Below are 25329 nucleotides of genomic sequence, written 5' to 3' on the forward strand. Positions count from 1 at the left end.
ATGGCGACCGATGCACCCGTCGTGGTCGGCGAGGACGGGCTGTCCCGTCCTGCCTGGGCCTCCGCTGACCCGATGATGCAGGACTACTACGACACCGAGTGGGGCATGCCGGTGCGTGACGAGCGCGGCATGTTCGAGCGGCTGAGCCTGGAGGCGTTCCAGTCGGGGCTGTCGTGGGCCACGATCCTGCGCAAGCGCCCGGCCTTCCGGAGGGCCTTCGACGAGTTCGACCCCGACACGGTCGCCGCCTATGACGAGGCCGACGTCGAGCGGTTGATGGCCGATGCGGCCATCGTGCGCAACCTGTCCAAGATCCGGGCGACGATCACCAACGCCCGCGCCACCGTGGGCCTGCGCGAGCGCGGTGGCCTCGTGGAGTTTGTGTGGTCCTTCCAGCCAGAGAGCACCCCGGAGCCCCGCAGCATCGAGGAGGTCCCCACCACCTCCCCCGAGTCGTTGGCGCTGGCCAAGGCCCTGCGCAAGGAGGGCTTCGCGTTCGTCGGCCCGACCACCATGTTTGCCCTGATGGAGGCCGTCGGCATCGTCGACACCCACCTGGTCGGCTCGCACCGGCGGGGCAGCTCGGGAGTCTGGACGACCTGAGGCGGCGCGGCATCGGGCAGGATGGTCGTTGGCCCGCCGGGGACCGCTCCGGGCCGTCATCGCGCCCAGGAGGTGTCCGTCGTGCCTGCTGAGATCCTGCCCGCCGAGGAGCTAGAGGACCTGCTCGCCCGGGAATTGACGTCTGAGACCGTGCGCCAGGCCGGGACCGCTGCGGCCCTCCTCGGCGAGGGTGACGTGGTGGACCTGGTCGAGCGGCTGCCACCGGCACGGGCTGCCCTGTTGTTCCGGGTGCTCCCCAAGGACCGCGCGCTGGCGGTGTTCGAGTCACTCGATGCCGGGCACCAGGCCGACCTGATCAGCGCCCTGCGCGAGGCCGACGTCATCGACTTCTTCGAGCAGATGGACCCGGACGACCGGGTCAGCCTGCTGGACGAACTGCCCGCTGTCGTCGCCGACCGCCTGCTGTCCGGACTCGAGGCCGGGGAGCGGACCCTGACCGGCGTCGTGCTCGGCTATCCGCGCGGTTCCATCGGTCGCCGGATGTCACCCGAGCTGGTCTCGGTGCCCCGGGCTGCCACGGTCGAGCAGGCACTGGCCAACGTCCGAGCCCATGTGCTGGATGCCGAGACCATCTACACCATCCCCGTGGTTGACCACGGCCGACTCCTGGTGGGCGTCGTCGGGCTGCGCCGCCTGCTGGCCAGTGATCCCCAGACCCCCATCGAGGACGTCATGCGCCCCGTGGAGTCGGCCGTGGTCACCGAGGACGCCGAGCGGGCCGCTCGCCGCTTCCTGGACCGCAAACTGCTCGGGATGCCGATCGTGGACCACGAGGACCGGCTGGTCGGGATCGTGACCGTGGATGATGCCCTGGTCATCGTGGAGGAGGCCGACTCCGAGGATGCCGCCCGGCAGGGCGGCACCGAGGCACTGCGCCGTCCCTACCTGTCCACCGCGGTCACCCGACTGGTGCGCACCCGCATCGTCTGGCTGCTCGTCCTCGCGGTCTCGGCGATCCTGACCGTCCAGGTGCTCGAGATCTTTGAGGCGACCCTGGATCAGGTCGTCGTCCTCGCGCTGTTCATCCCGCTGCTGACCGGCACCGGCGGCAACACCGGCAACCAGGCCGCCACAACCGTCACGCGTGCGCTGGCCCTGGGAGATGTGACCAGTCGCGACATCGGTCGCGTGCTGTTCCGCGAGGTGCGCGTCGGGGCACTGCTCGGCCTCGTCCTGGGGTCGTTGGGCTTCCTGATCGCCGGCGTCGTCTATGACCTGCAGATCGGGATCGTCATCGGCCTCACCCTGCTGGCAGTGTGCACGATGGCCGCCGTCGTCGGCGGGGCGATGCCGATCATCGCGCAGACACTCCGGGCAGACCCAGCAGTCTTCTCCAACCCGTTCATCTCGACCTTCTGCGACGCGACCGGCCTGGTGATCTACTTCCTGATCGCCCGCGCCGTGCTCGGTCTCTGAGCCTTTCCGGACCGCCCGGTGTCGGGGTGAGCACGGGCGACAGGGACACTCTTGCCTGTGCAGATCGTGTCGGTGATCATCCCGTTCTTTGCCCTGGTGCTGATCGGGTTCCTCGCAGCACGTTCCCGGATCCTCCCGCTGGAGGCCGTGGCCGGGTTGAACACCTATGTCCTCTATTTCGCCCTCACCGCCCTGCTGTTCCAGCTCGGCGCCCAGACGCCCGTCGCGCAGCTCCTCGACCCGACCCTGATGGGACTGTGGCTGATCGCTGGCCTGGTGGTCATGGCAGCGGCTGTGCTGCCCGCTGTGCGATGCGGCCACACGTGGCTCGACGGCTCACTCGGTGGCCTCATCGCGATCCTGCCCAACTCCGGCTTTATGGGGCTGCCCCTCATCGCCGCCCTGGTCGGCCCGGACTCCGCCGGGCCCATCATCACCACGCTCCTGGTGGACATCGTCGCGATGCAGTCGATCGCAATCGCCCTGTCCCAACGTGACCACGCGGGACACGGCAGCGTGCTCCAGCAGATCGGGTCAGCCCTGCTGCGGGTCGTCAAGAATCCGATGCCCTGGGCCATCGTCCTGGGCGCCGCGTGGGGCGTCACGGGGTTGTCGTTGTTCGGCCCGATCGATGACGTGCTGTCCATGCTCGCGACCTCCGCCACACCGGTGGCACTGTTCACCATCGGTGCCGTGCTGGCCCGCCAGCAGATGCGGGCACGCGAAGCCGGCCAGCGGCCCGGTGGCGTGCTCTCGAGCGACATCCCGTGGCTGACGGCCCTGAAGCTCCTCGCGCACCCGATCATCGTCTGGGTGCTCGGGTGGGCTGCCACCCGAGCCGGGCTGCCCCTGACCGACTCAACCCTGGTGGTCCTCGTGCTGGTGGCAGCGCTGCCCTCGGCGACCAACGCCTCCATGCTGGCCGAGCGGCTCGGCGCCGACAACGGCCGGATCGCCTCGGTCATCCTGGCCACGACGGCCATCGGATTCGGGACCTTCACCCTGGCCGTGGCTCTCGCGGTCTGAGCCGGACTGTCAACTTAGAAGCAATTCGCGACTTACTGGAGAGTTTGGGACGCGTGAGACAGACCGGGCACCTCAGTGGCAGACCTAAGGCGTCAGCGACAGATTCGGGACGGCCCGGCTGTTCCGGGACGCGCGCCGCGCGGCAAAGTAGTGCGCTTAGGCACTCTCTCGGTCGAGTCGTTCGAGGATCCAGGAGCGCACCAGTGTGGAGGCAGGTAGGTGCCTCGCGTCGGCCACGCTCTGGACTCTGGCCTGCTCTTCGGCACTGAGACGCACCGAGTACACCTGCGACCTGTTCGGGCGACTGCCCCGGGTGTCGGTCGGGTACGGATCGTCCTTGGTGCGCTCGGACTCCTCGCGCATCTGCGCGATCAGTTTAGGGTCAACAGTCTTGGCCATCGTCGAGTCCTTCCTTATAGATCTGAAGGTCGGCCCCGGTGGCCGGTCAGGCATTCACCCCGTGCAGTTCGCCTTCGAGATCGCGGTATGCGACCACGACCAGGACGCGCGCGGCGGAGGGTGAGTGTCCGATGAACCTTGAGGCACCGATCCGGGACATTCACAGCACACGGTATGTCATCGAACGACGGTGTAGTACAGACTTGCCTCGCTCGACCAGGGCGGGCTCCGCTCACTCGGCATGCACACGTCACCGATGAGTCGATCCGTCGCTGATCCGGAAAAGCAAAGGGCCCGAGTCGCCTGACTCGGGCCCTTCAACCACCTCTTCGGTGGAGCTGAGGGGACTCGAACCCCTGACCCCCTCCATGCCATGGAGGTGCGCTACCAGCTGCGCCACAGCCCCTTACGGAACCAGGTGAGTTTACCCATATGGCCCCCCGATCCACCAAATCGTCGGAGCACGGCCGAGCCCTTTCGCGGGGCTGACTTGTTGCGCCTCGCTGGGGCGTGCCTCAGCGATCGCTGGTGGAGACGACTGACTCGCTCACGCCGACGTTCCAGGAGACCATCCGCCACCCGGTCCGGTGCTCAGCAAGCTCGGCCCAGTGACAGTTGCGCAGACCCGCCATGGACATCCACGCCCGACGCTGCGACAGGCCGATCAGGGCAGCCACCAGGGTTCGTCCTGTCACGCCGTGGGTGGCCACCACGAGGGCGCCGTCCTCGGGCAGGTCGGCCAACAACTCACCAACGGCAGCCATCACTCGCTCCTGCACGTGAGCCACGGACTCCCCGTGATCTCCGCGCACGATGTCGTCGCCACGCGAGAGCGCCGCGACAGCCTCGGGGTGCTGCTCGGCAACGTCGCCCTGGCTCATCCCCTGCCAGGTGCCGACGTGGATCTCACGCAACCGTTCGTCATACTCGATCGGCAGTCCGGTGACCTCACCGAGGACCGCAGCCGTGTGCGCGGCCCGCCGCAGGTCACTCGAGACGACCCGGGTGGGGCCAAGACCTGCCAGGGCCGTCGCGGCCTCTCTGGCCTGCTGCTCACCGCGGGGTGACAGGTCCGTGTCGAGCTGCCCCTGCCAGATACCTCCGGCGTTGTGCTCGGTCTCGCCGTGCCGCCAGACGATCAGGCGCCGCACCGGGCTCAGGCCTCGGGCAGGGTGATGACCGGGCAGTCCTTCCACAACCGCTCCAGGTCATAAAACTCGCGGTCCTCGGTGTGCATCACATGCACCACGATGTCGCCGAAGTCCATCAGCACCCAGCGTCCCTCGCGCTGACCCTCGCGCCGCAGGGTCTTGGCGCCCAACTCCAGCAGCCGCTCCTCAACGGCGTCCACGATCGAGCTCACCTGACGCTCACCGGGGGCCGACGCGATGACGAAGACATCGGTCAGGGCCAACTGATCGCTGACGTCGAGGCCGACCACGTCCTCGGCCAACTTGTCCTGGGCCGCGTGGGCCGCGGCACGGGCGAGGTCCAGGGCACGTGCTGTCGCTGCCACTCACTGCTCCTTGTAGAGGTTGTACTTGCCGATGTACTGCACGACACCGTCCGGCACGAGATACCAGACCGGTTGGCCCTGCTGGGTCCGCTCGCGGCAGTCCGTCGAGCTGATCGCCATCGCTGGGACATTGAGCAGGGTCACGCGGTCCTCGGGCAGACCGTCGCCGCTGAGGGTGTGTCCGGGACGGGTGACCCCCACGAAGTGGGCCAACTCGAACATCTTGTCCGCGTCCTTCCAGGACAGGATCTGGTCGAGGGCATCGGCACCGGTGATGAAGTAGAGGTCATCGTCTGGGCGCTGTTCGCGCAGGTCCAGCAGGGTGTCGTAGGTGTAGGTCGGACCCTCACGCTCGATGTCGACCCGAGAGACAGTGAAGCGCGGGTTGGACGCGGTCGCGATGACCGTCATCAGGTAGCGGTGCTCAGCCGGGCTGACCTTGCGGTCGTCCTTGCGATAGGGCTGGCCCGTCGGCACGAAGACGACCTCGTCGAGATCGAGCAGCGCGGCCGCCTCACTGGCGGCCACCAGGTGGCCGTGGTGGATGGGGTCGAACGTGCCACCCATCACGCCCAGACGCATCAGTGGTGACTGCCCTGGTGCTTGTCGGCGACGTGGGGGTCAGCGTCATGGTCACTGTGGTCGTGCGCCACCGGGTCAAGCGCGAGGGTGTTGCGGAACGACCACAGCAGTGCGAGCAGCGCAAGAGCGATCACGAAGGTGATCACGCCGTACCAGATCGGCGACATCGGCATTTCTTTAACCTGGTGACCTGCCTCAGCGGCCTGCAGCAACACATGCGTCATGGGAGAAGCCTACCGTGCCACCTACAGTTGCTTCATGCACCCGCAGTTGTCTGTCGTCATCCCCATGTTTGACGAGGAGCAGGTCCTCCCCCTGCTCGTGGACCGACTGCGCCCGGTGCTGGACGGTCTGGACGCTGCCTATGAGGTTGTCGCGGTCGATGACGGCTCACGCGACCAGACGCCCGTGCTGCTCCAGCGCTTTCGCCGGGAGTGGCCCGAATTGCGGGTGCTGCGTCTGCGGGCCAACGCCGGGCACCAGGCCGCCATCTCCGCCGGCCTCAGCGCTGCCCGCGGTGACTGGCTCGTCACCTTGGATGCCGATCTGCAGGACCCGCCCGAGTTGATCGCCGAGATGATGGCGGTGGCCGCGAAGGGTGAGGTGGACGTGGTCTATGGGGTGCGCACCGACCGCAGCAGCGACACCTTCTTCAAACGGCTCAGCGCCAAGATCTTCTATGCCGGCATGCGGTCCGCGGGCGCCAAGGACCTGCCCGACAACGCTGGCGACTATCGCCTGATGTCACGGGCGACCGTGGACGCGGTCAATGCCCTGCCAGAACACCACCGGGTGCTGCGCTTGGTCATCCCCTCGCTCGGGTTCCCCTCCGAGAGCGTGGGTTACGCCCGAGAGGTTCGAGCCGCAGGAAGCTCCAAATACCCCATCGCCAAGATGGTGCGCCTGTCCGTCGACAGCCTCACCGGCTTCTCCCTGACTCCCCTGCGCCTGGCCACCTGGTTCGGGCTGGGGGGCTTCCTGGCCGCGGTCGGACTGCTGCTCTATGCCCTGATCGCCAAGCTCACCGGCCTGACCGTCGCAGGCTGGACCTCCACCGTTGTCATCGTGGCTGCCGTCGGCGCCCTGCAGTTGCTCTGCCTGGGGATCATGGGTGAATACGTCGGTCGCATCTACACCACACTGCAGCGACGCCCGACCTACTACGTCGCCTACGACTCGCTCAGCGCCGGGGCCGACGAGCGGTCACGAACACGGACACACCCGGCGCACGACTGACCGGCAGGAAGCGCTCGAGACGCACGATCGTCGTCAGCCCGGCGTTGACCAGCGGGTTCATCTCCTCCAGGTCGCTGCCCTGCGAGCTCTTGCGGCGCAGCGCGACCACCGGGCGCAGCAGCACCATCCAGGAGCGTGCCTCGACGATCTCCAGCCCCGCTCCCTGCAGCAGCGACAAGAACTGCGCAGGCTCGTAACGGCGCTCGTGTCCGACCGCGACATCGTGCTCGGACCAGAGGCGCTGATCGACAGGGACAGCCGCCACGAGCGTGCCACCTGGACGCAGCACACGGTGGATCTCGGCCGCCGCCCGCTCGTGGTCCGGCAGGTGCTCAAGCACGTCGAGGGCGGTCACCAGGTCCAGGGAGGCGTCGGCGACCGGGAGCTGCTGGGCATCGGCCCGGATCACCTGCAGACCGCGCTCGCTGGCGACCTGTGCGCCCTCTGCGCTGAACTCCAGGGCCAGCACGTCCCACCCCAGGGACTGCAGCACGCGGGTGTTGCCACCCCCGGCGGCCCCGATGTCCAGGGCCCGCCCGGGTGCCAGGTCGCGGACGCGCCGGCGCAGCAGGTGCCGTCGCTCGCGATACCACCAGTGATCGTCCTCGAGCGTGACCAGCTTGCGAATCTCAGCGCCTTCCACCCGGGCATCCTGTCAGGCTGGCCTGCGATCGCCGACCACCACGCCGCACGCAACCCTCCCCGGCGCTGACGCGGTCATCTCCAGTCGCTGCCAAAGCGCGCGACGCAGTGCCACAGCAGCTTCAGCTGCTGCGGGTCGTGCCTGCCCTGACCTCGCGCTCTGTCGAGGATCACCGGATCCAGCCATCCATCCTGTGCCACCTGATGTGCCAGGCCCACGACCTCGGGGCCGCGGAAGTGCGGATGCTGGGCGAGCGTGTCGACGTGCACCCGGAAGCCGCCGTGCCACTCGACGGCCACTCCCAGTCGGTCAGCGGTCCGCTCGAGCTCGGTCCCGCGGTGCGCGGGGTCGAGCACCAGTGCCTCGACGTCGGTGTCCAGGTCGAGGCCGCCGTGAACGTGCGCCTCGACGTAGTCGTCCAACAGTCCGCCCTCGGCCCGCTCCCGCCGGTCATCCCGCTGAAGCCTCTCGAACTCCTCGACCAGGGGCCACAACCCGAACCGATCAGCAGTCGCGAGAGCGGTCGGTTCGAACACCGAGTCCGGGAAGCAGAAGGTCGCCCTGCCCAGCACAGGGGCGGTCAGCCTCAGGTGGGCAGAGCCAAACCGGGGCGCTGCGCCAACGCGACGACGCCGGTGGTTGAGCGCGCCATACCGTGGCCGGGCTGCGGCGGGCGCCTCGTCATACGTCCCGGCAAACATGCGGTGCTCCCAGCGCCACCGGTCCCCGCCGGGGTGCGCAGTGAGGCCACCGTTGCTGGTGCCTGTTTCGAACTGCGTGCGATAGCTCCGGTCGGTGACAAGGTGCTCCAGCACGGTGCGACCGTTGGTGACCCGGCCGGGGTGGAAGTGGATGGTGATCCGCAGCGCCCGGTCCAGAGGTGGCCCGTCCGCGCGTGCCTCGACGATCTCGACGGCGCGCGGACGGGACATTTGCCCACCGTAGTCAGGGAGCCATGGCACGGGCACCCAAACCGGCAACGTCACTCGCTTGCGCGCATCACTGCAGGTCAACGACCCGAGGTCCGAGCGCTCAGCTCACTTTGCCTGTTTGGGTGCTCGGCCTGGGGCGGAGTCCTCCCGCTGGATCGAACGCCTCCGGCTGGAGGCCCAAGCTGGATCAGCGCGTGATCACGCCGGCGCGGGCCTCGAGCCGCTCGTGCTGCTTGTCCAGGCGGGCCAGGTCGGCGAGTGCGTCCGCCACCACGGCGTCGTCGCCGGAGCGCAACTGCTCGACCAGGGCGGTGAGCCGCTCCGGGGAGACGCCAGCTGCCTCGGCTGCCCGCAGGTTGTCCGGGCTCGTCAGATCCATGTTCAGGACGGCATCGGCCCGCTGGTCGATGGAGGACTGGAACCCCTGGCTCCGGCTCTCGGGCGGCACGGACGTCGCGGCCGCGGACCCGGCACCAGCCGAGAACAGGTCGGCATAGGCGATGTTGCCGTCGCGGTTGGGGTGGAAGGACTCCACGATCGGCCAGCTCAGCCCGTTGACCCACTCGGCGTCATCGCAGACGGCGTGCCCGTCAAAGGCGCCGCGCGGGTCGACGTAGGTGTGCCCGGCCGCGGTCGTCTTGGCCTCGACGAGCGCGTCCAACTCGTCCGTGGCGGCGTTGAGCTGGCTCATCTCAGAGCCCGAGAAGAAGGTCGCCAGGTTGCAGTCCTCACCGTTGAACAGGTGCGGATAGCCGGCGATGCGCACGTCCGCATTGGGTGCACCGGAGTCGATGGCGGCCAGCACGTTGTCATAGCGGCCCGGCAGCTGGCCCTTCAGGACGGCGCGGCCGTCCGCGATGGCGCCGTCGCAGTCGGACAGCCAGCCGGGCAGGGCGCACTCGGTGATCACGTCGGCGAACCCCAGGTCGTTGCCGCCGATGGTCATGGTGACCAGGTCGGTGTCTGCGGAGAGGGCGCCGACCTGGTTGTTCAGGACGTCGGCGGTCGTGGCCCCACTGCAGGCCTGGTAGTCCAGGGCCAGGCCCTGGGACTGGGCGATCAGGGCCGGATAGCCGTAGGGCGAGCGATAGCAGTCATCGGTCGAGGCCCGGGTGCCGGTGCCAGCTGAGAAGGAGTCCCCCAGAGCGACGTATGCCGTGTCATCGGCCTGGGCGGGGACGGTGCCGGTCAGCGCCAGGACAAGCCCGGCGGGGACGACAGTGAGGAGGGTGAGCGGGCGGCTTCGTGTCATGTCCACCCTTGGGAGCATGGTCCCCCCGCGACACGGACCACAACCGGTCGGTAACAAGTTTGGCCAGAGGATGGGCAACTCTTTAATCCTTCTCTGGCCTCCCCTGCCCCGCGGGAGGATCTCCGGGCCATCGTCAGTCCCGCAGCGTGCCGGCTGCCGCGAGATCGGTGACGCCCGCTAACCGCATCGACTCGACCAGCTCCTCCCGGAGCTCCTTGTGCATGCGCAGCACAGCAGCCGACCCCTCCACGAGGGCCCACAACGGAAGCCGGCCGAGGAAGGTGGCGCGTGCTCCGAGGGTGAGCGCCGACAGGACGTCAAGGCCAGTGCGCAGACCCCCGTCCACATACACCTCGGCCCGCGCCCCGATGGCCTCCACGACCGCAGGAAGGGCGTGTGCCGTCGAGATGCTGCGATCGAGTTGTCGCCCACCGTGATTGGAGACCCAGACGGCCGCGGCTCCCGCCTCCACACTGCGCACGGCGTCGTCTCCGCGCAGCACGCCCTTGACGACGACCGGCAGTCCGGTGCGGTCGTGCAACCACGCGATGTCACGTGGACCGAGGTCGGTGGCCTTGGCGAAACCTGGCAGGTCATGGGTGTCCTCCTCGAAGTTCACGCGCAGAAGCGCCGGATCGGTCTCCTCCCAGATGGTGGGGCCGTTGTCGTGCTTGGTGCCCACCACGGGCGTGTCGACGGTCAGCACGAGCGCACGTGCTCCGGCGGACGCTGCACGCTCCAGTGTCGGCAGTGCAAGGGATCGGTCGGCTGGGAGGTAGATCTGCAGCCACCACGGCACCCCGGTGGCACCGATGTCGGCGAACGGCGTGCCCGCATTGCTCGAAACCACAAGGAGAGAGCCAGCATCCCGGGTTGCTGTTGCCATGGCCAGCTCCCCGTCGGGGTGAACGGCCTTCTGGAAGGTGGACGGGGCCACCGCGATGGGCGCGGAGACCGGTGTCCCGAGAAGTGTCACGGCGGTCTGCACGTGCGTGACGTCGGTGAGCACGTGAGGCCGGAAACGGAGGTCGCGCCACGCGGTCACTGCCTCTGCAGCACTCACACCGTCCCGGGACCCCTGTCGGATGTAGCGGTGCACCGAAGCGGGCAGCGCCTCAGCGGCCCGACCCTCCAGCGCATCGAGCCATCGTCCGCACATGCGCCGCAGTCTAGGCCGATCCCGCCGCGGCTCCGTCGGCTCAGCGGATCTGGCCGTCGCCCTCCACGACCCACTTGGTGGTCGTCAGCTCGGGCAGCGCCATCGGGCCGCGCGCGTGCAACTTCTGGGTGGAGATGCCGATCTCCGCACCAAAGCCGAACTCGCCACCGTCGGTGAAGCGGGTCGAGGCGTTGACCATGACGGCCGCTGCGTCCACCTCGTTGACCCAGCGTCGCGCCGCGGCACGGTCCTCGGTGACGATCGCCTCGGTGTGCCCTGAGGTGAACTGCTGCACGTGGCCGAGCGCTGCGTCAAGGTCGTCGACCACGGCGACGCTCATCTCCAGGGCGAGGAACTCCGTCGCGAAGTGCTCGTCGGTGGCGGCATCGTGCTCGACCCCGGCCGTGTCGGCGAACTCCCCCGCCCGCTGGTCGGTGTGCAGGACGACGCCGGCGCCGGCCAGCTCGGCCAGGGCCTTGGGCAGGAAGTCGGCCGCGACGCTCTCGTGCACCAGCAGCGACTCGGCAGCGTTGCAGACACTGGGCCGATGGGTCTTGGAGTTGACCGTGATCGCCAGGGCGGTTGACAGGTCTGCCCCTGCGTCGACATAGACGTGGCAGTTGCCCACCCCGGTCTCAATGACCGGCACGGTCGATTCGGTGACCACCGTCTGGATCAGGCTCGCTCCCCCACGCGGGATGACCAGGTCGACCAGTCCGCGGGCAGTCATCAGCGCGCGGCCGGCATCCCGACCGCCCTCACTGAGCAGATTGATCGCATCGGCCGGCAGGCCCTGAGCCGTCAGAGCGGCCCGGAGGATGCCGACGAGCGCCTCGTTGGTGGCGCTCGCAGCAGAGCCACCCCGCAGGATGACGGCATTGCCGGACTTGAGGCCCAGGCCCGCCGCGTCGACCGTCACGTTGGGACGAGCTTCATAGATCATCCCGATCACACCCATCGGCACCCGGACCTGGCGGATCGTCAGCCCATTGGCCAGGGTGGAGCCGCGGACCACCTCACCGACGGGGTCGGGCAGGGCCGCGACATCGCGCAGGGCCTGCGCCACCGCACTGACTCGCTCCGGGGTCAGGGTGAGCCGGTCGATCAGGCCCTCCGCCATGCCACCGGCACGCTCGCGCTCAACATCCTCGCTGTTGGCCGCCACGACCTGAGAGGCGCCAGACTCCAGGGCGTCAGCCAGGCTGAGGAGGGCAGCGTCCTTCTGCCCGCGGGTCAGCAGGGCCAGCTCGCGCGAGGCCAGCCGAGCCGAGCGGGCGATGTCGTGGACGTAGTCCACGACCTGGGGGTCAATGGCCTGCGCCATGGCGTTCTCCGATCACTTCGTGGGGACAGCTGGACGGGTGTGGACGGGTGAGGCAAGCAGTTGCCCGTGGTGGTCTGGGATCCGACATCGTTGGCTACAGGACCACCAGGTCGTCGCGGCGGACGACGGTGCGTGGCGAGGGTGTGAGCCGTCCGCGGCTGCGTGCACTGGCGGTCGCATTCTCGAGTCGGTGTCCCACGAGTTTGGTCAGATCAGCCGAGTCATAGCCCACCAGGCCCCGCGCCACGGTGTTGCCGTCGGGGTCCACCAGATCCACGGTGTCGCCCGACCTGAAGACGCCGTCCACCCGGGTCACCCCGACCGGCAGCAGCGAGGTCTGCCGCTGGACGACAGCCTCGACGGCCCCCGCGTCCAGGACGAGCCGGCCATTGACGTTGCTCGCGTGCGCCAGCCACCGGCTGCGCGCCCGGCGCTTGCGGCCGGTGGGCGCGAAGACCGTGCCCACGTCCTCTCCGGCCAGGGCCTGCGCGGCCTGGTCGGCAGAGGTCAGGACGACCGTGATGCCCTCGGCGGTGGCGAGCTGGGCGGCGGCGACCTTGGTCACCATGCCGCCGGTGCCGACGGCCGAGCCGGTCGCGGAGATGTCGATGTCGGCAATCTGTTCCATGGAGGTCACCACGGGGATGCGGGAGGTGCCGGGCAGGCGTGGGTGCCCGTCATAGAGGGCGTCGACATCGGTGAGCAGGATCAGCGCGTCGGCATCGACCAGGTGCGCCACCAGGGCGGCCAACCGGTCATTGTCGCCAAAGCGGATCTCGTCGGTGGCGACGGTGTCGTTCTCGTTGATGATCGGGACGATCTCGAGCTCGAGGAGCTTCTCCAGGGTCCGGCTGGCGTTCACATAGTGCGAGCGACGGTGCATGTCATCTGCGGTGAGCAACACCTGACCGGTGTTGAGTCCGTGCAGCCGGAAAGCCGTGGTGTAGGCCGCAACCAGGCCGCCCTGCCCCGCGCTGGCCGCGGCCTGCTGGGTCGCCAGGTCCTTGGGCCGCCTGGTCAGACCCAGCGGGGTCATCCCAGCGGCGATCGCCCCCGAGGAGACGAGAATGACCTGGTCGCCGGACAACCAGCGCTTGGCGATGAGGCCGCTGAGGGCCTGGAGGCGATAGTTATCGATGCCACCCTGCGGTGCCGTGATCGAGGAGGAGCCGATCTTGACGACAATGCGACGCGCGTCCCGGATCGCATTGTGAGGCTCTGACATGACAGCATACTAATCCACTTCGATGCATGTTCATACATCAGCCGCTACGCGTCGTCGGGATCGGTCCACACGCCGGCACGCCGGTCCTTGTCCAGCTCGGCGCGGGCTGCGGCGGCAGCATCCATCTTGCCGTGGAAGGACTCGCGCTTCTCTCCGCGTGTCGGACGGTGTCGGTCCTCGAGGCGAATGTCGGTCCCGCGCTGTCCGAGCAACTCGGCCCCCGCAGAGATCGTGGGCTGCCAGTCGAAGACGACCGCGTCGTCCTCTGGGCCGATCAGGACGGTGGAGCCGGTGACCGCTCCGGCCTTGAGCAGCTCCTCCTCGACGCCGAGCCGGTTGAGGCGCTCGGCGAGATAGCCCACGGCCTCGTCGTTGGCGAAGTCGGTCTGGCGCACCCAGCGCGTGGGACGCTCACCGATGACCTGGAAGACGACGCCCTCATCAGTCTCCGAGCGGCGGATCTGGAACTGGGAGTCATCGATCGCCTTGGGCCGCACGATCGTGCGGGCGGGCTCGATGACGATGTGCTCAGCCCGCGCCTGTGCCACGGCCCGGGCCAGGGCAAAGGTCAGCTCCTTCAGGCCGGTGTGCGCGACGGCGGAGATGATGTGGACCTCGAGCCCACGGGCCTCCAGGTCGGGCTTGACCATCTCGGCCAGCTCCCGAGCCTCGGGCACATCCGCCTTGTTGAGCACGACCATCCGCACCCGCTCGGCCAGCGGCATGCCACCCAGGGAGGCGTCGGGCACATACTCTGCGAGCTCGTGCTCGATGGCGTCCAGATCCGACAGCGGGTCGCGACCGGGCTCCAGGGTGGCGCAGTCGATGACATGGACGAGCACATGGCAGCGCTCGACGTGGCGCAGGAAGCGCAGCCCCAGGCCCTTGCCCTCCGAGGCACCGGGGATGAGTCCGGGCACGTCGGCGACGGTGAACCGCTCGCCACCTGCGGTGACCACACCCAGGTTGGGCACCAACGTGGTGAACGGGTAGTCCGCGATCTTGGGTCGAGCGGCGGACAGCACGGACACCAGGCTGGACTTCCCTGCGGACGGGAACCCGATCAGCGCCACGTCAGCCAGCACCTTCAGCTCGAGGACCACCTCGCGGGTCTCGCCGGGCACACCCTTGAGGGCGAAGCCGGGGGCCTTGCGCCGCTGACTCGCCAGCGCCTTGTTGCCCAGACCGCCGCGCCCACCCTGAGCCGCAACATATTCCGTCCCCGCGCCGACCATGTCGGCCAGGACCTCTCCGTCACGCGTGCACAGGACCGTGCCGTCCGGGACCGCCAGCACCAGGTCAGCCCCCTGGGCACCATTGCGTTCCCCACCCTCACCGGGTCGCCCGTTGGGCGCTGTGCGGTGCGGTCCGTGGTGATACTCCAGCAGGGTGGTGATCTGCGGGTCGACACGGAAGATGATGTTGCCGCCGCGGCCCCCGTTGCCCCCGTCTGGGCCCCCCAGTGGCTTGAACTTCTCCCGGTGCACGGAGGCCACCCCGTGCCCACCGTTGCCGGCGGACAGGTGCAGGATGACGCGGTCCACGAAGCTGGCCATGGGCTGATCCTCTCAGGGGCTGGGCCCCAGGTGCTGAAATGCCAGAACGCCGGTGGTTGCCCTCAGGCAACGCACCGGCGTCCGGAGTGTGTCGTGTGCTCGCCTCAGGCGGGCTGGTCGACGGGCTGCTCCGCCATCACGATGTTGATGACCTTGCGGCCGCCCTTGGCGCCGAACTCGACGGTGCCTGGGGTCAGCGCGAACAGCGTGTCGTCCTTGCCGCGGCCGACGCCCACACCGGGGTGGAAGTGCGTGCCACGCTGGCGGACGATGATCTCACCGGCGCTGACGACCTGGCCGCCGAACCGCTTGACGCCGAGACGCTGTGCGTTTGAATCGCGACCGTTCTTGGTCGAGGACGCACCCTTCTTGGTTGCCATCTGTCATTCCTCCGTAAGGGTTGCTCGTCGCCGCTCAGGCGTCGATCGCGGTGATCTTGACCTGGGTCAGCGGCTGGCGGTGGCCCTGCCGCTTCTTGTAGCCGGTCTTGTTCTTGTATTTCTGGATGACAATCTTGGGCCCCTTGGCCGCCTTGACCACCTCAGCGGTGACCTTGACCTTGGCCAGGGCATCGCCATCGGTGGTGACGGTGGTGCCGTCGACAATCATCAGCGGAGTGAGCTCGACGGCATCGCCGGCCTCGCCGCTCACCTTGTCGATGATGAGGACGTCGCCGACGGAGACCTTCTCCTGGCGGCCGCCAGCGCGGACGATCGCGTACACGTTCAACTCACTTCCTGCAGATCTTGGTTGGGGTCGGACAAGCCGGACCCGGGAGCGGGGTGACACACCCCGATAGCGCCGACGCGGCGCACCGAGGGTCTAGCCTACCCCGCTTCCCGGCCCGGAGACAAACTCACTAGCTGTTGTCACTCGCGGGTGTCGCGGCGTCCGACTCGGCGTCGGTCTCCACCCCACCGGGAGGGCCAGCGGGGGCCACCACGCGGCCACGTCGACGACGCGGACGCGGTGCCACCGCAGGCTCAGGGGTGACCGCTGGCTGAGGTTCTGCTGCCTGCTTCGGCTCGGCCCTGACAACGGCCTCCCGCGACTCCGCCGGGGCAACAGACTCCTGCGGCTCGGGCTGGGCAACGGCCTGTGCCGTATGCGGAGTGGTCGGCTCTGCTGACCGCTCACCGCTGGCCTGGGTCGCCGCTGGCGAGGACTCCTCCGGCGCGGCGTCGTCCTGTGGCTGGGCAGAGCCAGCGATCGCGGCGGCGTGCGCGGCGGCAGCGATCTGCGCCGGCGTGGGGCCACCGGGAGCCGGGGTCGGACGCGTCGGAGCACTGGTGCTCGAGCCGCCGTCGCCCCCATTGCCGGAGCGGCCACGACCGCGGCGGCCACCACCAGAGCTGCCACCGTTGCCGCCAGAGCCGCCACCGTGCTGGTGACCGTGGCCCTCAGACTTGTCAATCGGCTCGGACTGGACCAGGATGCCGCGGCCGTTGCAGTGGACGCACTGCTCGGAGAAGACCTCGATCAGCCCGGCGCCGACCCGCTTGCGGGTCATCTGGACCAGCCCCAGTGACGTCACCTCTGCCACCTGGTGCTTCGTGCGGTCGCGGCCCAGGCACTCCAGGAGGCGACGGACAACGAGGTCACGATTGCTCTCCAGCACCATGTCGATGAAGTCGATGACGATGATGCCGCCGATGTCGCGCAGCCGCAGCTGGCGAACGATCTCCTCGGCCGCCTCGATGTTGTTCTTGGTGACCGTCTCCTCGAGGTTGCCGCCGGAGCCAACAAACTTGCCCGTGTTGACGTCGACGACAGTCATCGCCTCGGTGCGGTCGATCACCAGCGAGCCACCCGAGGGCAGCCACACCTTGCGGTCCATGGCCTTGGCCAGCGCCTCGGTGACGCGGTAGTGGCTGAACACGTCCTGCGTGCCGGTCCACTTCTCCAGCCGGTCGGCCAGGTCGGGTGCGACGTCACCGAGATAGTCGCTGACCTCGGTCCACGCCTGTTCCCCGGCCACGACGACCTTGGCGAAGTCCTCGTTGAAGACGTCGCGGATGACCCGGACGGTCATGTCGGGTTCACCGTGGAGGAGCGCCGGGGCATTGGCACCCTTCTGCTTGCCCTGGATGCGGTCCCACATGCCGGTCAGGCGCTCGACATCGGCGCGCAGCTCCGCCTCGCTGGCTCCCTCGGCCGCGGTGCGGACGATGACGCCAGCCCCCTCCGGGACGACCTCCTTGAGGATCTTCTTCAGGCGTGCTCGCTCGGTGTCCGGGAGCTTGCGCGAGATGCCGGTCATCGAGTTGCCCGGCACGAGCACCAGGTAACGCCCCGGAAGGGAGATCTGGGACGTCAGCCGGGCCCCCTTGTGGCCAATGGGGTCCTTGGTGACCTGCACCAGCACCGAGTCTCCGGACTTCAGCGCGTTCTCGATGCGCTTGGGCTGGTTGTTGTCCAGGCCGGCAGCGTCCCAGTTGACCTCACCGGCATAGAGCACGGCGTTGCGGCCCTTGCCGATGTCGACAAAGGCGGCCTCCATGCTGGGCAGCACATTCTGGACACGGCCGAGATAGACGTTGCCGACCATCGTGGTCTGCGTGGCCCGCGAGACGTAGTGCTCGACCAGCACGCCGTCCTCGAGAACGCCGATCTGGGTGCGGTCGTCGTGACCGCGCACCACCATGGTGCGCTCGACGCTCTCGCGACGGGCCAGGAACTCGGCCTCGGTGATGATGGTGCGGCGACGACCGGCCTCGCGTCCCTCGCGGCGGCGTTGCCGCTTGGCCTCCAGGCGGGTCGAGCCCCGCACTCCAGTGACCTCCTCACGGGCGCGCCGTGACTCACGAGCCTCGCCGTCCTCGCCGCGGCGGTTGCTGCGTCGGCGACGACGCACCGTGCCACCCGAGGTCTCCGCATCCGTTCCGTCAGCGTCACTGGAGGCGGTGTCGGATCCGTTTGTGGAGTCCGTCGCGGTGGTGTCGGGACCGTCGGTGTCGCCAGAGTCATCTCCGGCGCTCCCGCGGCCTCGTCGGCCCTTGCCGCCACGGCGGCGCCGACGCCGAGCGTTGTTGCCCTCACCGTCGTCCTGGTCGTCGTGGTCGTCGTCCTGCTGGTGATTCTGGTCCTGGTCCGGCGAGGCCTTGGCCTGGCTGTCCCCGCTGTCCGCACGGTCCTGGGAGTTGTCCTGGCCGGAGGTCTGCTCGGAGGTCTGTCCGCCCCGGACGGGACGGCGCGTGCGCTGGCGCGACGGCCGCTCCGGGGCCCCCGACTCCTCGACCTCGTCCGTGTCCTGCGCCGGCTGGGCCGGGGCACGACGCGCCGGCCGGGCCGGGACCGCACTGAGGTCAGGCGCCTGGAAGAGCATGCCGAACGGGGAGCCTGCACCGGCCGGTGCCGACTGCTCCTCGGCGTCCTCCGCGTCCTCGTCGTCCTCCACGGGCTCGTTCTTCGCCGACTCGTCCTTCGCGGGCTCGGTCTTTGCAGGCCCCTGCTCCACGGGCTCGTTCTTCGCGGACTCGCCCTGCGCGGGCTCGGTCACGTCCGGGCTCGCCTGCTCACCAGACTGGCCCCCGGCGTCGCCTGCGCTCGTGCCGACTCCCGCGTCCAGGAGCTCCTCGACCGCTTCATCTGCCGCTTTGGCCCGGGCGGTGCTCTTGCGCGCGCTGGTCTTCTTGGCCGTCGACTTCTTGGTCGCGGTCTTGGCGGCCGTCTTGGCGGCAGCCGTCTTGGTGGCGCTCTTGGTGGCCTTGCGGGCGGCGGTCTTCTTCACAGTGGCCGCGGGCACAGCGCTCTCCTCGTGGGAGAACAGGGCACCAAAGGCGGTGGCTCCGCCGGTCGGTGCTGAGTCCCCTGCTGTTTCGCCGGGCGTGTCGGGGCTCTGGTCCATGGAGGCCATGGCTTCCTCTCGTGGCTCGCGAGGAGTCCACACCGGACCCGTGGGTCCACTCCCGCTGAGCGCGGGTTGCGTCGTCGGGCCGGCGGATGCCGACCGGACGGAAGTCGTCCTGGTTACGCCGGACGGCTCGCGCACTTCGCGCGTCACCGAGGCGGCGCCGACCAAAACCCGTGTGTAGCCCCGAGTGGTTCACGTGGGCCGCACACTCGCGTGCCGGCTCTTCGGGCCGCACTGCGGGAGGTCCTGTCGGGTTGGGCGGCTGGTGTGGCCGGTCGCACAACCACGGCCACTATCTCACAGGTGGGGCCATTCACGGTCTAGGCCAACGGGTCGAGCACCGCGTCGGCCTCCCCCAGCGGCCCCTGGGCGAGTCGGGTGCTGGTGGGACGCGGCAGGCCCTGCCCACTCACCTCACCCAGCGCGCTCCACAGCTCCGCCGGCCGCACCGTCGGGGTCGTATGCCGAACGGTGAGCAGGAGCACAGCTGCCCCCGGGGCGTCGGTCACCTCGGCAGCAACCACCGGTCCGCGCACATCGATGGCTCGTGGCCCCTGCTTCATCACCCGGGTGACCTCGACGCTGTCCCGGGCCAGGAACGTCTCGAGTGCCTGCCGCAGCGCGGCCACCTCCAGGCCGGGAAAGACCATCTGCCACCGACTCGCCGCGAGTCGATCCGCCAGCGCCCCAGCCTGGGCCACCTGCACCTCCACGATGTCCAGGCCCTCCGGCAGGGAGGCAGTCAGTGCCGACCTGACCCCCACGGGGTCCACTTCACGGGTGACTGACAACTCGACATACTCCGCCTCTGATGCCACGCCGGTCGGGGCGGCGTTGGCATAGCTGATCTTGGGGTGCGGGTGGAACCCGGCGGAGTAGGCCATCGGGATCTGTGCCAGGCGCAGGGCACGCTCCAGGGCCCGCTGGAAGTCACGGCTGGAGGTGAACCGCATCCGACCGCGCTTGGCATAGCGCACCCGCAGTTTCTGGACCGCGGGATCTGGGGTTGGGCCCTCGGGGACGCGTCGCGCTGCTGCCATGGCACGCAGACTAACCACGATCCGTTCATAGGCTGGTGTGGCGAACTCCATAACGGGGTGACTGTCGGCGAGCCCTGCCGAGGTCGTACAGTCGGCGCATCCAGATGTTGCTGGCCGCACTCAATGGAGCGTCGCGACCGCCTTGCCACTGCCCCACCACTTATGGAGGCCCTCCCAGTGCGTGTCCACAACTTTGCCGCCGGCCCAGCTGCCCTGCCGCTCGAGGTGCTCGAGCGCGCGCAGTCCGAGCTCACCGACTTCAACGGGCTGGGCATGTCCGTGATGGAGATCAGTCACCGCAGCAAGGATTTTGTGGCCGTGGCGTCCGAGTCCGAGGCGCTGCTGCGCGAGCTGCTCGGGGTGCCCGAGGGTTACACCGTGCTCTTCCTGCAGGGCGGGGCGACCGGCCAGTTCGCGGCCATCCCGATGAACCTCACCGCGTCGGGCGCGAGCGCCGACTATCTCAACACCGGGTCCTGGTCCAAGAAGGCGATCGCCGAGGCCGGGAAGTATGTCCAGGTCAACGTCCTCGCTGACGAAAAGGCCTCCAACTACTCGACCACGCCTGCGGCAGAGTCGATCTCGGTCAGCCCGGGCGCGGCCTACCTGCACTACACCGCCAACGAGACCATCGGCGGCGTGGAGTTCGGCTATGTGCCCGAGACCGGTGACGTGCCGCTCGTGGCCGACTTCTCCTCCACGATCATGTCCCGGCCGATCGACGTGTCGAAGTTTGGTCTGATCTATGCCGGTGCCCAGAAGAACCTCGGCCCCTCTGGCATCACCGTTGTCATCGTCCGCGACGATCTGGTCGGCACGGCTCGCCCCGAGACCCCGTCCGTGCTCGACTACGCCGCGATGGGTGGCGCCGACTCGATGCTCAACACCCCGCCGACCTTCGGCTGGTATCTGCTCGGCCTGAACCTGGAGTGGATCCGCGACAACGGCGGTCTGACCGGCATGGCCGAGCGCAACGAGCGCAAGGCTCGCACCCTCTATGACGCGATCGACACCCTGGACTTCTACTCCAACCCCGTCGAGCCGGGTTCACGGTCCTGGATGAACGTCCCCTTCCTGCTGGCCAACGCCGACCTGGACAAGGAGTTCCTGGCCCAGGCCGACGCCGCCGGGCTGACCAACCTGGCCGGGCACCGCTCCGTGGGCGGCATGCGCGCCAGCATCTACAACGCCACCTCCCAGGAGTCGGTTGAGGCCCTGGTTGATTTCCTCAAGGAGTTTGAGCGCACCCATGCCTGAGACCTTCCGCATCCAGACCCTCAACGCCATCTCGCCGCTGGGGCTGAACCGCCTCGACCGTGAGGTCTTCGACCTCGGCACCGAGTTCACCGACCCGCGGGCGATCCTGCTCCGCTCGGCCGACCTGCACTCCTACGAGGTGCCCTCCAGCCTGTATGCCGTGGCCCGCGCGGGCGCCGGGACCAACAACATCCCGGTCGACAAGCTCGCGGCCCTCGGCATCCCCGTGTTCAACACGCCGGGCGCCAACGCCAACGCCGTCAAGGAGTTGGTGATCGCCGGCATGCTCCTGGCGGCCCGCAACCTCTATCACGCAGCCGACTACACCCGCGACCTGGTCGCCGGCCAGGAGCTCACGGGCAAGGACCTCGACAAGGCCGTCGAGGCCGGCAAGAAGCAGTTCGCCGGCTTCGAGCTGCCCGGGCGCACCCTGGGTGTCATCGGCCTCGGCGCCATCGGTGTCCTCGTGGCCAACGCCGCCCAGGCCATGGGCATGAAGGTCCTGGGCTATGACCCGGCCATCACCATCGAGCGCGCCTGGCAGCTCTCCCCCTCGGTGGAGCAGGTCACCAGCGTCGAGGAGCTGTTCGCCAGCTCCGACTTCATCACCTTGCACGTGCCGCTCGTCGAGGGCACCAAGGGACTGGTCAACGCACAGCGGATCGCCTCGATGGCCGAGGGCAGCGTCGTGCTCAACTTCGCCCGTGGCGGCGTCGTCGACGAGGAGGCCGTGCTCGCGGCCCTGGACTCTGGTCACCTGCACGCCTATGTCAACGACTTCCCCTCCGAGGCCGGCGCGGTCCACCCTCGGGTCATCGCACTCCCCCACCTGGGAGCCTCCACGGGCGAGGCCGAGGACAACTGCGCCGTGATGGCGGTCGACCAACTCTCCGACTTCCTGCTGCACGGCAACATGCGCAACTCGGTCAACTTCCCCGAGGTCGTGATGGCCCGCACGAAGGGCACCACCCGGCTGAGCATCTTCAACGAGAACAAGCCCAACATGATCGGGCAGATCACTGCTCTGCTGGGCGACGCCGGTCTCAACGTCACCGAGTTCACCAACAAGGCACGTGGTGACTACGCCTACACCCTGGTCGACGTCGAGGGCACGATTCCTGCCGACCTCAAGGAGTCAATCCTGGCGATCGACGGCATCATCCGCGCCCGCAAGATCGACGGCTAACCCACACCCCGCGCACATCTGGGACACCGAAACCTGAAGCGCTATCGTTGTTGCCAGTTGATAGCACTCCAGGAGGTGTTCCATGCCTCACGCCCCAGAACGTGTCGCAGTGGGTTCCCTGTTGGCTTCGATCGGTGCGGAGGCCGGGGGCGTCGAGATCGACGTTGATCGGCGGCAGATCGCACGAGAGCCGCTGGACCTGCGGTTGACTCAGGGCTGATACACGGTGAAGTTCACCCCACGCTTGACCGCGTTGCCGTCCGAGTCATAGGTGGCCAAGAGGAGGTCTCCGCCCACGCTGCCGACCCGGACCTCACCCGAGTCGCCGGTCCCGCCGGTGACCGTGGCCTGTGTCACGAAGTCCGGGCCGAAGAAGTTGACGTCGGTGAGCGAGATCCGCCACCGGTTGAGCGGCGCCTCCCAGACGGCAGACTCCACGTTGGGGGTGTTGGCGCTCAGGACGTCTCCCTCACTGATGCGTCCGTAGGCCAACGGCAGGCGTGCATCCTCGGCGAGGGTGGTTCATCCGTTCCCGGATCAGTTCCCGTAAATGTCCAGCACCCGGATGATGCGGTCCTGCAGGTCCTCTCCGGCAGTCTCCGCGTCGGGCTTCAGTGCTGCCAGCGTCTCACCCACCTGCTGTGGGCTCTGCCGATCAAACTCGGGCTCATCCGAGGCCACTGAGCTCTCCTCGACCAGCTCCACACTGCCAGCAAGGACCGTGAATCCGTCAGGACTGTCATCGGCCGGCTCAGCCACGACCATCAGGTACCGACCGTCAGGTTCGGGCCTCACCTGTCCCGTGTACACCCGGGGCAGCCGCTCGCCATCCTGCTCAACCCACCCGTCATAGAACCTGACCTGGATCTCCTGACCTCCAGCAAGAGGCTGGGTGGCTCCCGGGAGCTCCCACTCGATCGACTCGATGGCGAGGATGAGGTCTCGAGCGCTTCCCTGCGCTATCGGGTCCTCGACCGTGCCAGTGATGGGTGCTACTGGCACCTCCACCTCCGGCCAGCCCCGTCAATACCTCGAAGCAGATCGTTACCCAAGGTGATCGGCTACCAGCCTCTGGTGGTGTCCGCGTCGCCGCTGGCCTCAGACCACAGAGAGCGGGAGCAGCTTCTTGCCGGTGGGCCCGACCTGGATCTCGGTGTTCATCTGCGGGCAGACCCCGCAGTCGAAGCACGGCGTCCAGCGGCAGTCGTCCACCTCACGCTCGTCGAGGGCGTCTTGCCAGTCGTCCCACAGCCACTCCTTGTCCAGGCCGGAGTCGATGTGGTCCCAGGGCAGCACCTCGGTCTCGCCGCGCTCGCGGGTGGTGAACCAGTCCACGTCGAGACCGTGCGGGGTCAGGCCGCTCTCCCCCGCCGCCATCCAGCGCTCATAGGAGAAGTGCTCGCTCCACCCGTCGAACCGGCTCCCGGCGCGCCAGACCGCCTCGATGATGCCGCTGACTCGCCGGTCGCCGCGGGACAACAGTCCCTCGACGATGCCGGGCTGGCCGTCGTGATAGCGGAAGCCGATGGCCGAGCCATAGCGTCGGTCGGCGCGGATGGCCTCGCGCAGTTTGAGCAGCCGGGCGTCGGTCTCCTCCGCCCCCAGCTGTGCGGCCCACTGGAACGGAGTGTGCGCCTTCGGCACGAACCCACCGATGGAGACCGTGCAGCGGATGTCCTTGCGGCCACTGACCTTGCGGCCGGTGTCGATGACCTCCTTGGCCAGCTCGGCGATCTCCAGGACATCCTCGTCGGTCTCGGTGGGCAGCCCGCACATGAAATAGAGCTTGACCTGGCGCCACCCCGCCCCGTAGGCCGCGGCGACCGTGCGGATCAGGTCCTCCTTGCTGACCATCTTGTTGATGACCTTGCGCAGCCGCTCGCTGCCGCCCTCGGGGGCAAACGTCAGCCCGGAGCGCCGGCCGTTGCGGGTCAGCTCGTTGGCCAGGTCGATGTTGAAGGCGTCGACCCGGGTCGAGGGCAGCGACAGCGAGGTGTTGGTGCCCTCATAGCGGTCGGCCAGGCCCTTGGCCACGTCGGCGATCTCGCTGTGGTCGGCCGAGGACAGCGAGAGCAGGCCGACCTCCTCATAGCCGGTCGAGTCCAGCCCCTGCTGCACCATCGCACCGATCCCCTCGATCGAGCGCTCGCGCACCGGCCGGGTGATCATGCCCGCCTGGCAGAAGCGGCAGCCGCGGGTGCAGCCGCGGAAGATCTCCACGCTCATCCGCTCGTGCACCGACTCGGTCACCGGCACCAGCGGCGTCTTGGGATAGGGCCAGGAGTCCAGATCCATCACGGTGTGCTTGGAGACCCGCCACGGGATGCCGGGGCGGTTGGGGACGACCCGCTGGATGCGGCCGTCGGGCAGGTAGTCCACGTCGTAGAAGGCCGGCACATAGACACCGCCGGTGCGGGCCAGTCGCAGCAGCACCTCCTCGCGCCCGCCAGGACTCCCCTCGGCCTTCCACCCGCCGATGATCGAGGTCGCGGCGAGCACAGCCTCCTCGCCATCACCGACGATGGCGGCGTCCAGGAAGGCGGCGATCGGCTCGGGGTTGAATGCGGCGTGACCACCGGCGATCACGATCGGGTGCTCGTCGGTGCGGTCGGCCGCGTGCAGTGGGATGCCGGCCAGGTCCAGCGCCGTCAGCATGTTGGTGTAACCCAGCTCGGTCGAGAAGGACAGCCCGAAGACATCGAAGTCGCCGACCGCCCGGTGACCGTCGACGGTGAACTGCGGCACGCCCTCCTCGCGCATGAGGTCCTCCAGGTCGGGCCACACCGAGTAGGTGCGCTCGGCCAGGGCGACCGGCTGCTCGTTGAGGACCTCATAGAGGATCATCACGCCCTGGTTGGGCAGGCCGATCTCATAGGCGTCGGGATACATCAGCGCCCACCGCACGGTGAGTTCCTGCCCCTCTGGTCCGAAGCCGGCCACCTGCCAGTCCTTGACCTGCGAGTTCAGCTCGCCCCCGACATACTGCACGGGTTTGCTCACCTGCTCGAGCAGTGGCTCCAGGGCAGGGAAGATGCTGTCGCCGGCGGTGTTCCCGGGCCGACGTGTGCGGTCCTGTTCGGTGGCAGTCATGAGCCAAGGGTAT

At 68.5% G+C, this 25329-nt stretch carries 25 protein-coding genes and 1 tRNA gene; 6 read left to right on the forward strand and 20 right to left on the reverse strand.

Translation table 11 applies throughout. The annotated features are described in order from the left end of the window. From NF556_RS12835 to NF556_RS12845, 3 genes are all read left to right on the forward strand, one after another. Positions 1-603 carry a DNA-3-methyladenine glycosylase I gene (locus NF556_RS12835; RefSeq protein ID WP_256829325.1) on the forward strand — a complete coding sequence of 201 codons (603 nt, stop codon included), beginning with the start codon at positions 1-3 and terminating at the stop codon, positions 601-603. Positions 604-675: 72 nt separating this feature from the next. Beyond that, positions 676-2040 (forward strand): magnesium transporter, encoded by a 1365-nt coding sequence (mgtE, locus tag NF556_RS12840; protein WP_425607043.1) that lies wholly within the window; start codon positions 676-678, stop codon positions 2038-2040. A 57-nt stretch (positions 2041-2097) separates the two neighbouring features. Beyond that, a complete protein-coding gene (locus NF556_RS12845; RefSeq protein WP_252591321.1) occupies positions 2098-3066 on the forward strand; it encodes an AEC family transporter in 969 nt (322 codons plus the stop codon). A 156-nt stretch (positions 3067-3222) separates the two neighbouring features. Here the strand turns inward: NF556_RS12845 and NF556_RS12850 are convergent, their stop codons facing one another. The 6 genes from NF556_RS12850 to NF556_RS12875 all read right to left on the reverse strand — a co-directional run bounded on the left by NF556_RS12850 (position 3223) and on the right by NF556_RS12875 (position 5787). Then, positions 3223-3465, reverse strand: coding sequence for a hypothetical protein (locus tag NF556_RS12850; RefSeq protein ID WP_252591322.1), 243 nt, complete (start codon positions 3463-3465; stop codon positions 3223-3225). Between the two features lie 333 nt (positions 3466-3798). Continuing rightward, positions 3799-3871 (reverse strand) — tRNA-Ala (locus NF556_RS12855). 109 nt (positions 3872-3980) lie between these two features. Then, positions 3981-4661 (reverse strand): histidine phosphatase family protein, encoded by a 681-nt coding sequence (locus NF556_RS12860; RefSeq protein WP_252591323.1) that lies wholly within the window; start codon positions 4659-4661, stop codon positions 3981-3983. Then, positions 4622-4981 (reverse strand): ribosome silencing factor, encoded by a 360-nt coding sequence (gene rsfS / locus NF556_RS12865; RefSeq protein ID WP_252591324.1) that lies wholly within the window; start codon positions 4979-4981, stop codon positions 4622-4624. Before rsfS ends, NF556_RS12860 begins: the two co-directional genes overlap by 40 nt. Further along, positions 4982-5563 carry a nicotinate-nucleotide adenylyltransferase gene (gene nadD, locus NF556_RS12870; protein WP_256829308.1) on the reverse strand — a complete coding sequence of 194 codons (582 nt, stop codon included), beginning with the start codon at positions 5561-5563 and terminating at the stop codon, positions 4982-4984. Continuing rightward, complete coding sequence (locus tag NF556_RS12875; protein ID WP_252591325.1) at positions 5563-5787, reverse strand: hypothetical protein; 225 nt, start codon at positions 5785-5787, stop codon at positions 5563-5565. The genes nadD and NF556_RS12875 overlap by 1 nt, the downstream gene beginning before the upstream one ends. Positions 5788-5821: 34 nt before the next feature. Between NF556_RS12875 and NF556_RS12880 the strand changes: the two genes are divergently transcribed. After that, positions 5822-6799 carry a glycosyltransferase family 2 protein gene (locus NF556_RS12880; RefSeq protein ID WP_252591326.1) on the forward strand — a complete coding sequence of 326 codons (978 nt, stop codon included), beginning with the start codon at positions 5822-5824 and terminating at the stop codon, positions 6797-6799. Here the strand turns inward: NF556_RS12880 and NF556_RS12885 are convergent. The 11 genes from NF556_RS12885 to NF556_RS12935 all read right to left on the reverse strand — a co-directional run bounded on the left by NF556_RS12885 (position 6744) and on the right by NF556_RS12935 (position 19783). Continuing rightward, positions 6744-7442, reverse strand: coding sequence for a class I SAM-dependent methyltransferase (locus tag NF556_RS12885; RefSeq protein ID WP_252591327.1), 699 nt, complete (start codon positions 7440-7442; stop codon positions 6744-6746). The genes NF556_RS12880 and NF556_RS12885 overlap by 56 nt on opposite strands. A gap of 74 nt (positions 7443-7516) precedes the next feature. Beyond that, a complete protein-coding gene (locus NF556_RS12890; RefSeq protein WP_252591328.1) occupies positions 7517-8374 on the reverse strand; it encodes a DUF3626 domain-containing protein in 858 nt (285 codons plus the stop codon). 187 nt (positions 8375-8561) lie between these two features. After that, complete coding sequence (locus NF556_RS12895) at positions 8562-9626, reverse strand: SGNH/GDSL hydrolase family protein (RefSeq protein ID WP_252591329.1); 1065 nt, start codon at positions 9624-9626, stop codon at positions 8562-8564. 133 nt (positions 9627-9759) lie between these two features. Then, the gene (locus NF556_RS12900; protein ID WP_252591330.1) at positions 9760-10785 is read right to left on the reverse strand and encodes an alpha-hydroxy acid oxidase; all 1026 of its coding nucleotides are present in this window, start codon (positions 10783-10785) and stop codon (positions 9760-9762) included. 40 nt (positions 10786-10825) lie between these two features. Continuing rightward, positions 10826-12109, reverse strand: coding sequence for a glutamate-5-semialdehyde dehydrogenase (locus tag NF556_RS12905; protein WP_252591331.1), 1284 nt, complete (start codon positions 12107-12109; stop codon positions 10826-10828). A gap of 94 nt (positions 12110-12203) precedes the next feature. Continuing rightward, complete coding sequence (proB, locus tag NF556_RS12910; RefSeq protein ID WP_252591332.1) at positions 12204-13334, reverse strand: glutamate 5-kinase; 1131 nt, start codon at positions 13332-13334, stop codon at positions 12204-12206. A 44-nt stretch (positions 13335-13378) separates the two neighbouring features. Beyond that, positions 13379-14890, reverse strand: coding sequence for a GTPase ObgE (gene obgE, locus NF556_RS12915; RefSeq protein ID WP_252591333.1), 1512 nt, complete (start codon positions 14888-14890; stop codon positions 13379-13381). Between the two features lie 104 nt (positions 14891-14994). Then, positions 14995-15270: a 50S ribosomal protein L27 gene (rpmA, locus tag NF556_RS12920; RefSeq protein ID WP_252591334.1), complete on the reverse strand. Its 276-nt coding sequence runs from the start codon at positions 15268-15270 to the stop codon at positions 14995-14997. A 34-nt stretch (positions 15271-15304) separates the two neighbouring features. Beyond that, positions 15305-15613, reverse strand: coding sequence for a 50S ribosomal protein L21 (gene rplU / locus NF556_RS12925; RefSeq protein ID WP_252591335.1), 309 nt, complete (start codon positions 15611-15613; stop codon positions 15305-15307). A gap of 136 nt (positions 15614-15749) precedes the next feature. Next, complete coding sequence (locus tag NF556_RS12930) at positions 15750-18746, reverse strand: Rne/Rng family ribonuclease (protein WP_252591336.1); 2997 nt, start codon at positions 18744-18746, stop codon at positions 15750-15752. Between the two features lie 317 nt (positions 18747-19063). Then, positions 19064-19783, reverse strand: a complete 720-nt coding sequence (locus NF556_RS12935; RefSeq protein WP_252591337.1) for a TIGR03936 family radical SAM-associated protein — start codon at positions 19781-19783, stop codon at positions 19064-19066. 177 nt (positions 19784-19960) lie between these two features. Between NF556_RS12935 and serC the strand changes: the two genes are divergently transcribed. Next, complete coding sequence (gene serC / locus NF556_RS12940) at positions 19961-21040, forward strand: 3-phosphoserine/phosphohydroxythreonine transaminase (protein WP_252591338.1); 1080 nt, start codon at positions 19961-19963, stop codon at positions 21038-21040. Continuing rightward, positions 21033-22226 (forward strand): phosphoglycerate dehydrogenase, encoded by a 1194-nt coding sequence (locus NF556_RS12945; protein ID WP_252591339.1) that lies wholly within the window; start codon positions 21033-21035, stop codon positions 22224-22226. The genes serC and NF556_RS12945 overlap by 8 nt, the downstream gene beginning before the upstream one ends. A 210-nt stretch (positions 22227-22436) precedes the next feature. Here the strand turns inward: NF556_RS12945 and NF556_RS12950 are convergent, their stop codons facing one another. The 3 genes from NF556_RS12950 to NF556_RS12960 form a co-directional block, all read right to left on the reverse strand. Further along, positions 22437-22718, reverse strand: a complete 282-nt coding sequence (locus NF556_RS12950; RefSeq protein WP_252591340.1) for a hypothetical protein — start codon at positions 22716-22718, stop codon at positions 22437-22439. Between the two features lie 45 nt (positions 22719-22763). Then, positions 22764-23228, reverse strand: a complete 465-nt coding sequence (locus NF556_RS12955) for a hypothetical protein (protein WP_252591341.1) — start codon at positions 23226-23228, stop codon at positions 22764-22766. Positions 23229-23324: 96 nt separating this feature from the next. Next, a complete protein-coding gene (locus NF556_RS12960; protein WP_252591342.1) occupies positions 23325-25316 on the reverse strand; it encodes a TIGR03960 family B12-binding radical SAM protein in 1992 nt (663 codons plus the stop codon). Positions 25317-25329 lie beyond the last annotated feature (13 nt).

Origin of the sequence: Ornithinimicrobium faecis, assembly GCF_023923225.1 — a bacterium.
GTDB lineage: Bacteria > Actinomycetota > Actinomycetes > Actinomycetales > Dermatophilaceae > Ornithinicoccus > Ornithinicoccus faecis.

Excerpts from the sequence above, each read along its gene's own strand:
- obgE (WP_252591333.1), bottom strand. The coding sequence starts at position 14,890 with ATGGCCAGCTTCGTGGACCGCGTCATCCTGCACCTGTCCGCCGGCAAC.
- NF556_RS12880 (WP_252591326.1), top strand. The coding sequence starts at position 5,822 with ATGCACCCGCAGTTGTCTGTCGTCATCCCCATGTTTGACGAGGAGCAG.
- NF556_RS12900 (WP_252591330.1), bottom strand. The coding sequence starts at position 10,785 with ATGTGCGGACGATGGCTCGATGCGCTGGAGGGTCGGGCCGCTGAGGCG.
- NF556_RS12930 (WP_252591336.1), bottom strand. The coding sequence starts at position 18,746 with ATGGCCTCCATGGACCAGAGCCCCGACACGCCCGGCGAAACAGCAGGG.
- NF556_RS12935 (WP_252591337.1), bottom strand. The coding sequence starts at position 19,783 with ATGGCAGCAGCGCGACGCGTCCCCGAGGGCCCAACCCCAGATCCCGCG.
- rpmA (WP_252591334.1), bottom strand. The coding sequence starts at position 15,270 with ATGGCAACCAAGAAGGGTGCGTCCTCGACCAAGAACGGTCGCGATTCA.
- NF556_RS12905 (WP_252591331.1), bottom strand. The coding sequence starts at position 12,109 with ATGGCGCAGGCCATTGACCCCCAGGTCGTGGACTACGTCCACGACATC.
- NF556_RS12895 (WP_252591329.1), bottom strand. The coding sequence starts at position 9,626 with ATGACACGAAGCCGCCCGCTCACCCTCCTCACTGTCGTCCCCGCCGGG.
- NF556_RS12850 (WP_252591322.1), bottom strand. The coding sequence starts at position 3,465 with ATGGCCAAGACTGTTGACCCTAAACTGATCGCGCAGATGCGCGAGGAG.
- NF556_RS12960 (WP_252591342.1), bottom strand. The coding sequence starts at position 25,316 with ATGACTGCCACCGAACAGGACCGCACACGTCGGCCCGGGAACACCGCC.
- NF556_RS12875 (WP_252591325.1), bottom strand. The coding sequence starts at position 5,787 with ATGACGCATGTGTTGCTGCAGGCCGCTGAGGCAGGTCACCAGGTTAAA.
- NF556_RS12945 (WP_252591339.1), top strand. The coding sequence starts at position 21,033 with ATGCCTGAGACCTTCCGCATCCAGACCCTCAACGCCATCTCGCCGCTG.
- nadD (WP_256829308.1), bottom strand. The coding sequence starts at position 5,563 with ATGCGTCTGGGCGTGATGGGTGGCACGTTCGACCCCATCCACCACGGC.
- proB (WP_252591332.1), bottom strand. The coding sequence starts at position 13,334 with ATGTCAGAGCCTCACAATGCGATCCGGGACGCGCGTCGCATTGTCGTC.
- NF556_RS12890 (WP_252591328.1), bottom strand. The coding sequence starts at position 8,374 with ATGTCCCGTCCGCGCGCCGTCGAGATCGTCGAGGCACGCGCGGACGGG.
- NF556_RS12835 (WP_256829325.1), top strand. The coding sequence starts at position 1 with ATGGCGACCGATGCACCCGTCGTGGTCGGCGAGGACGGGCTGTCCCGT.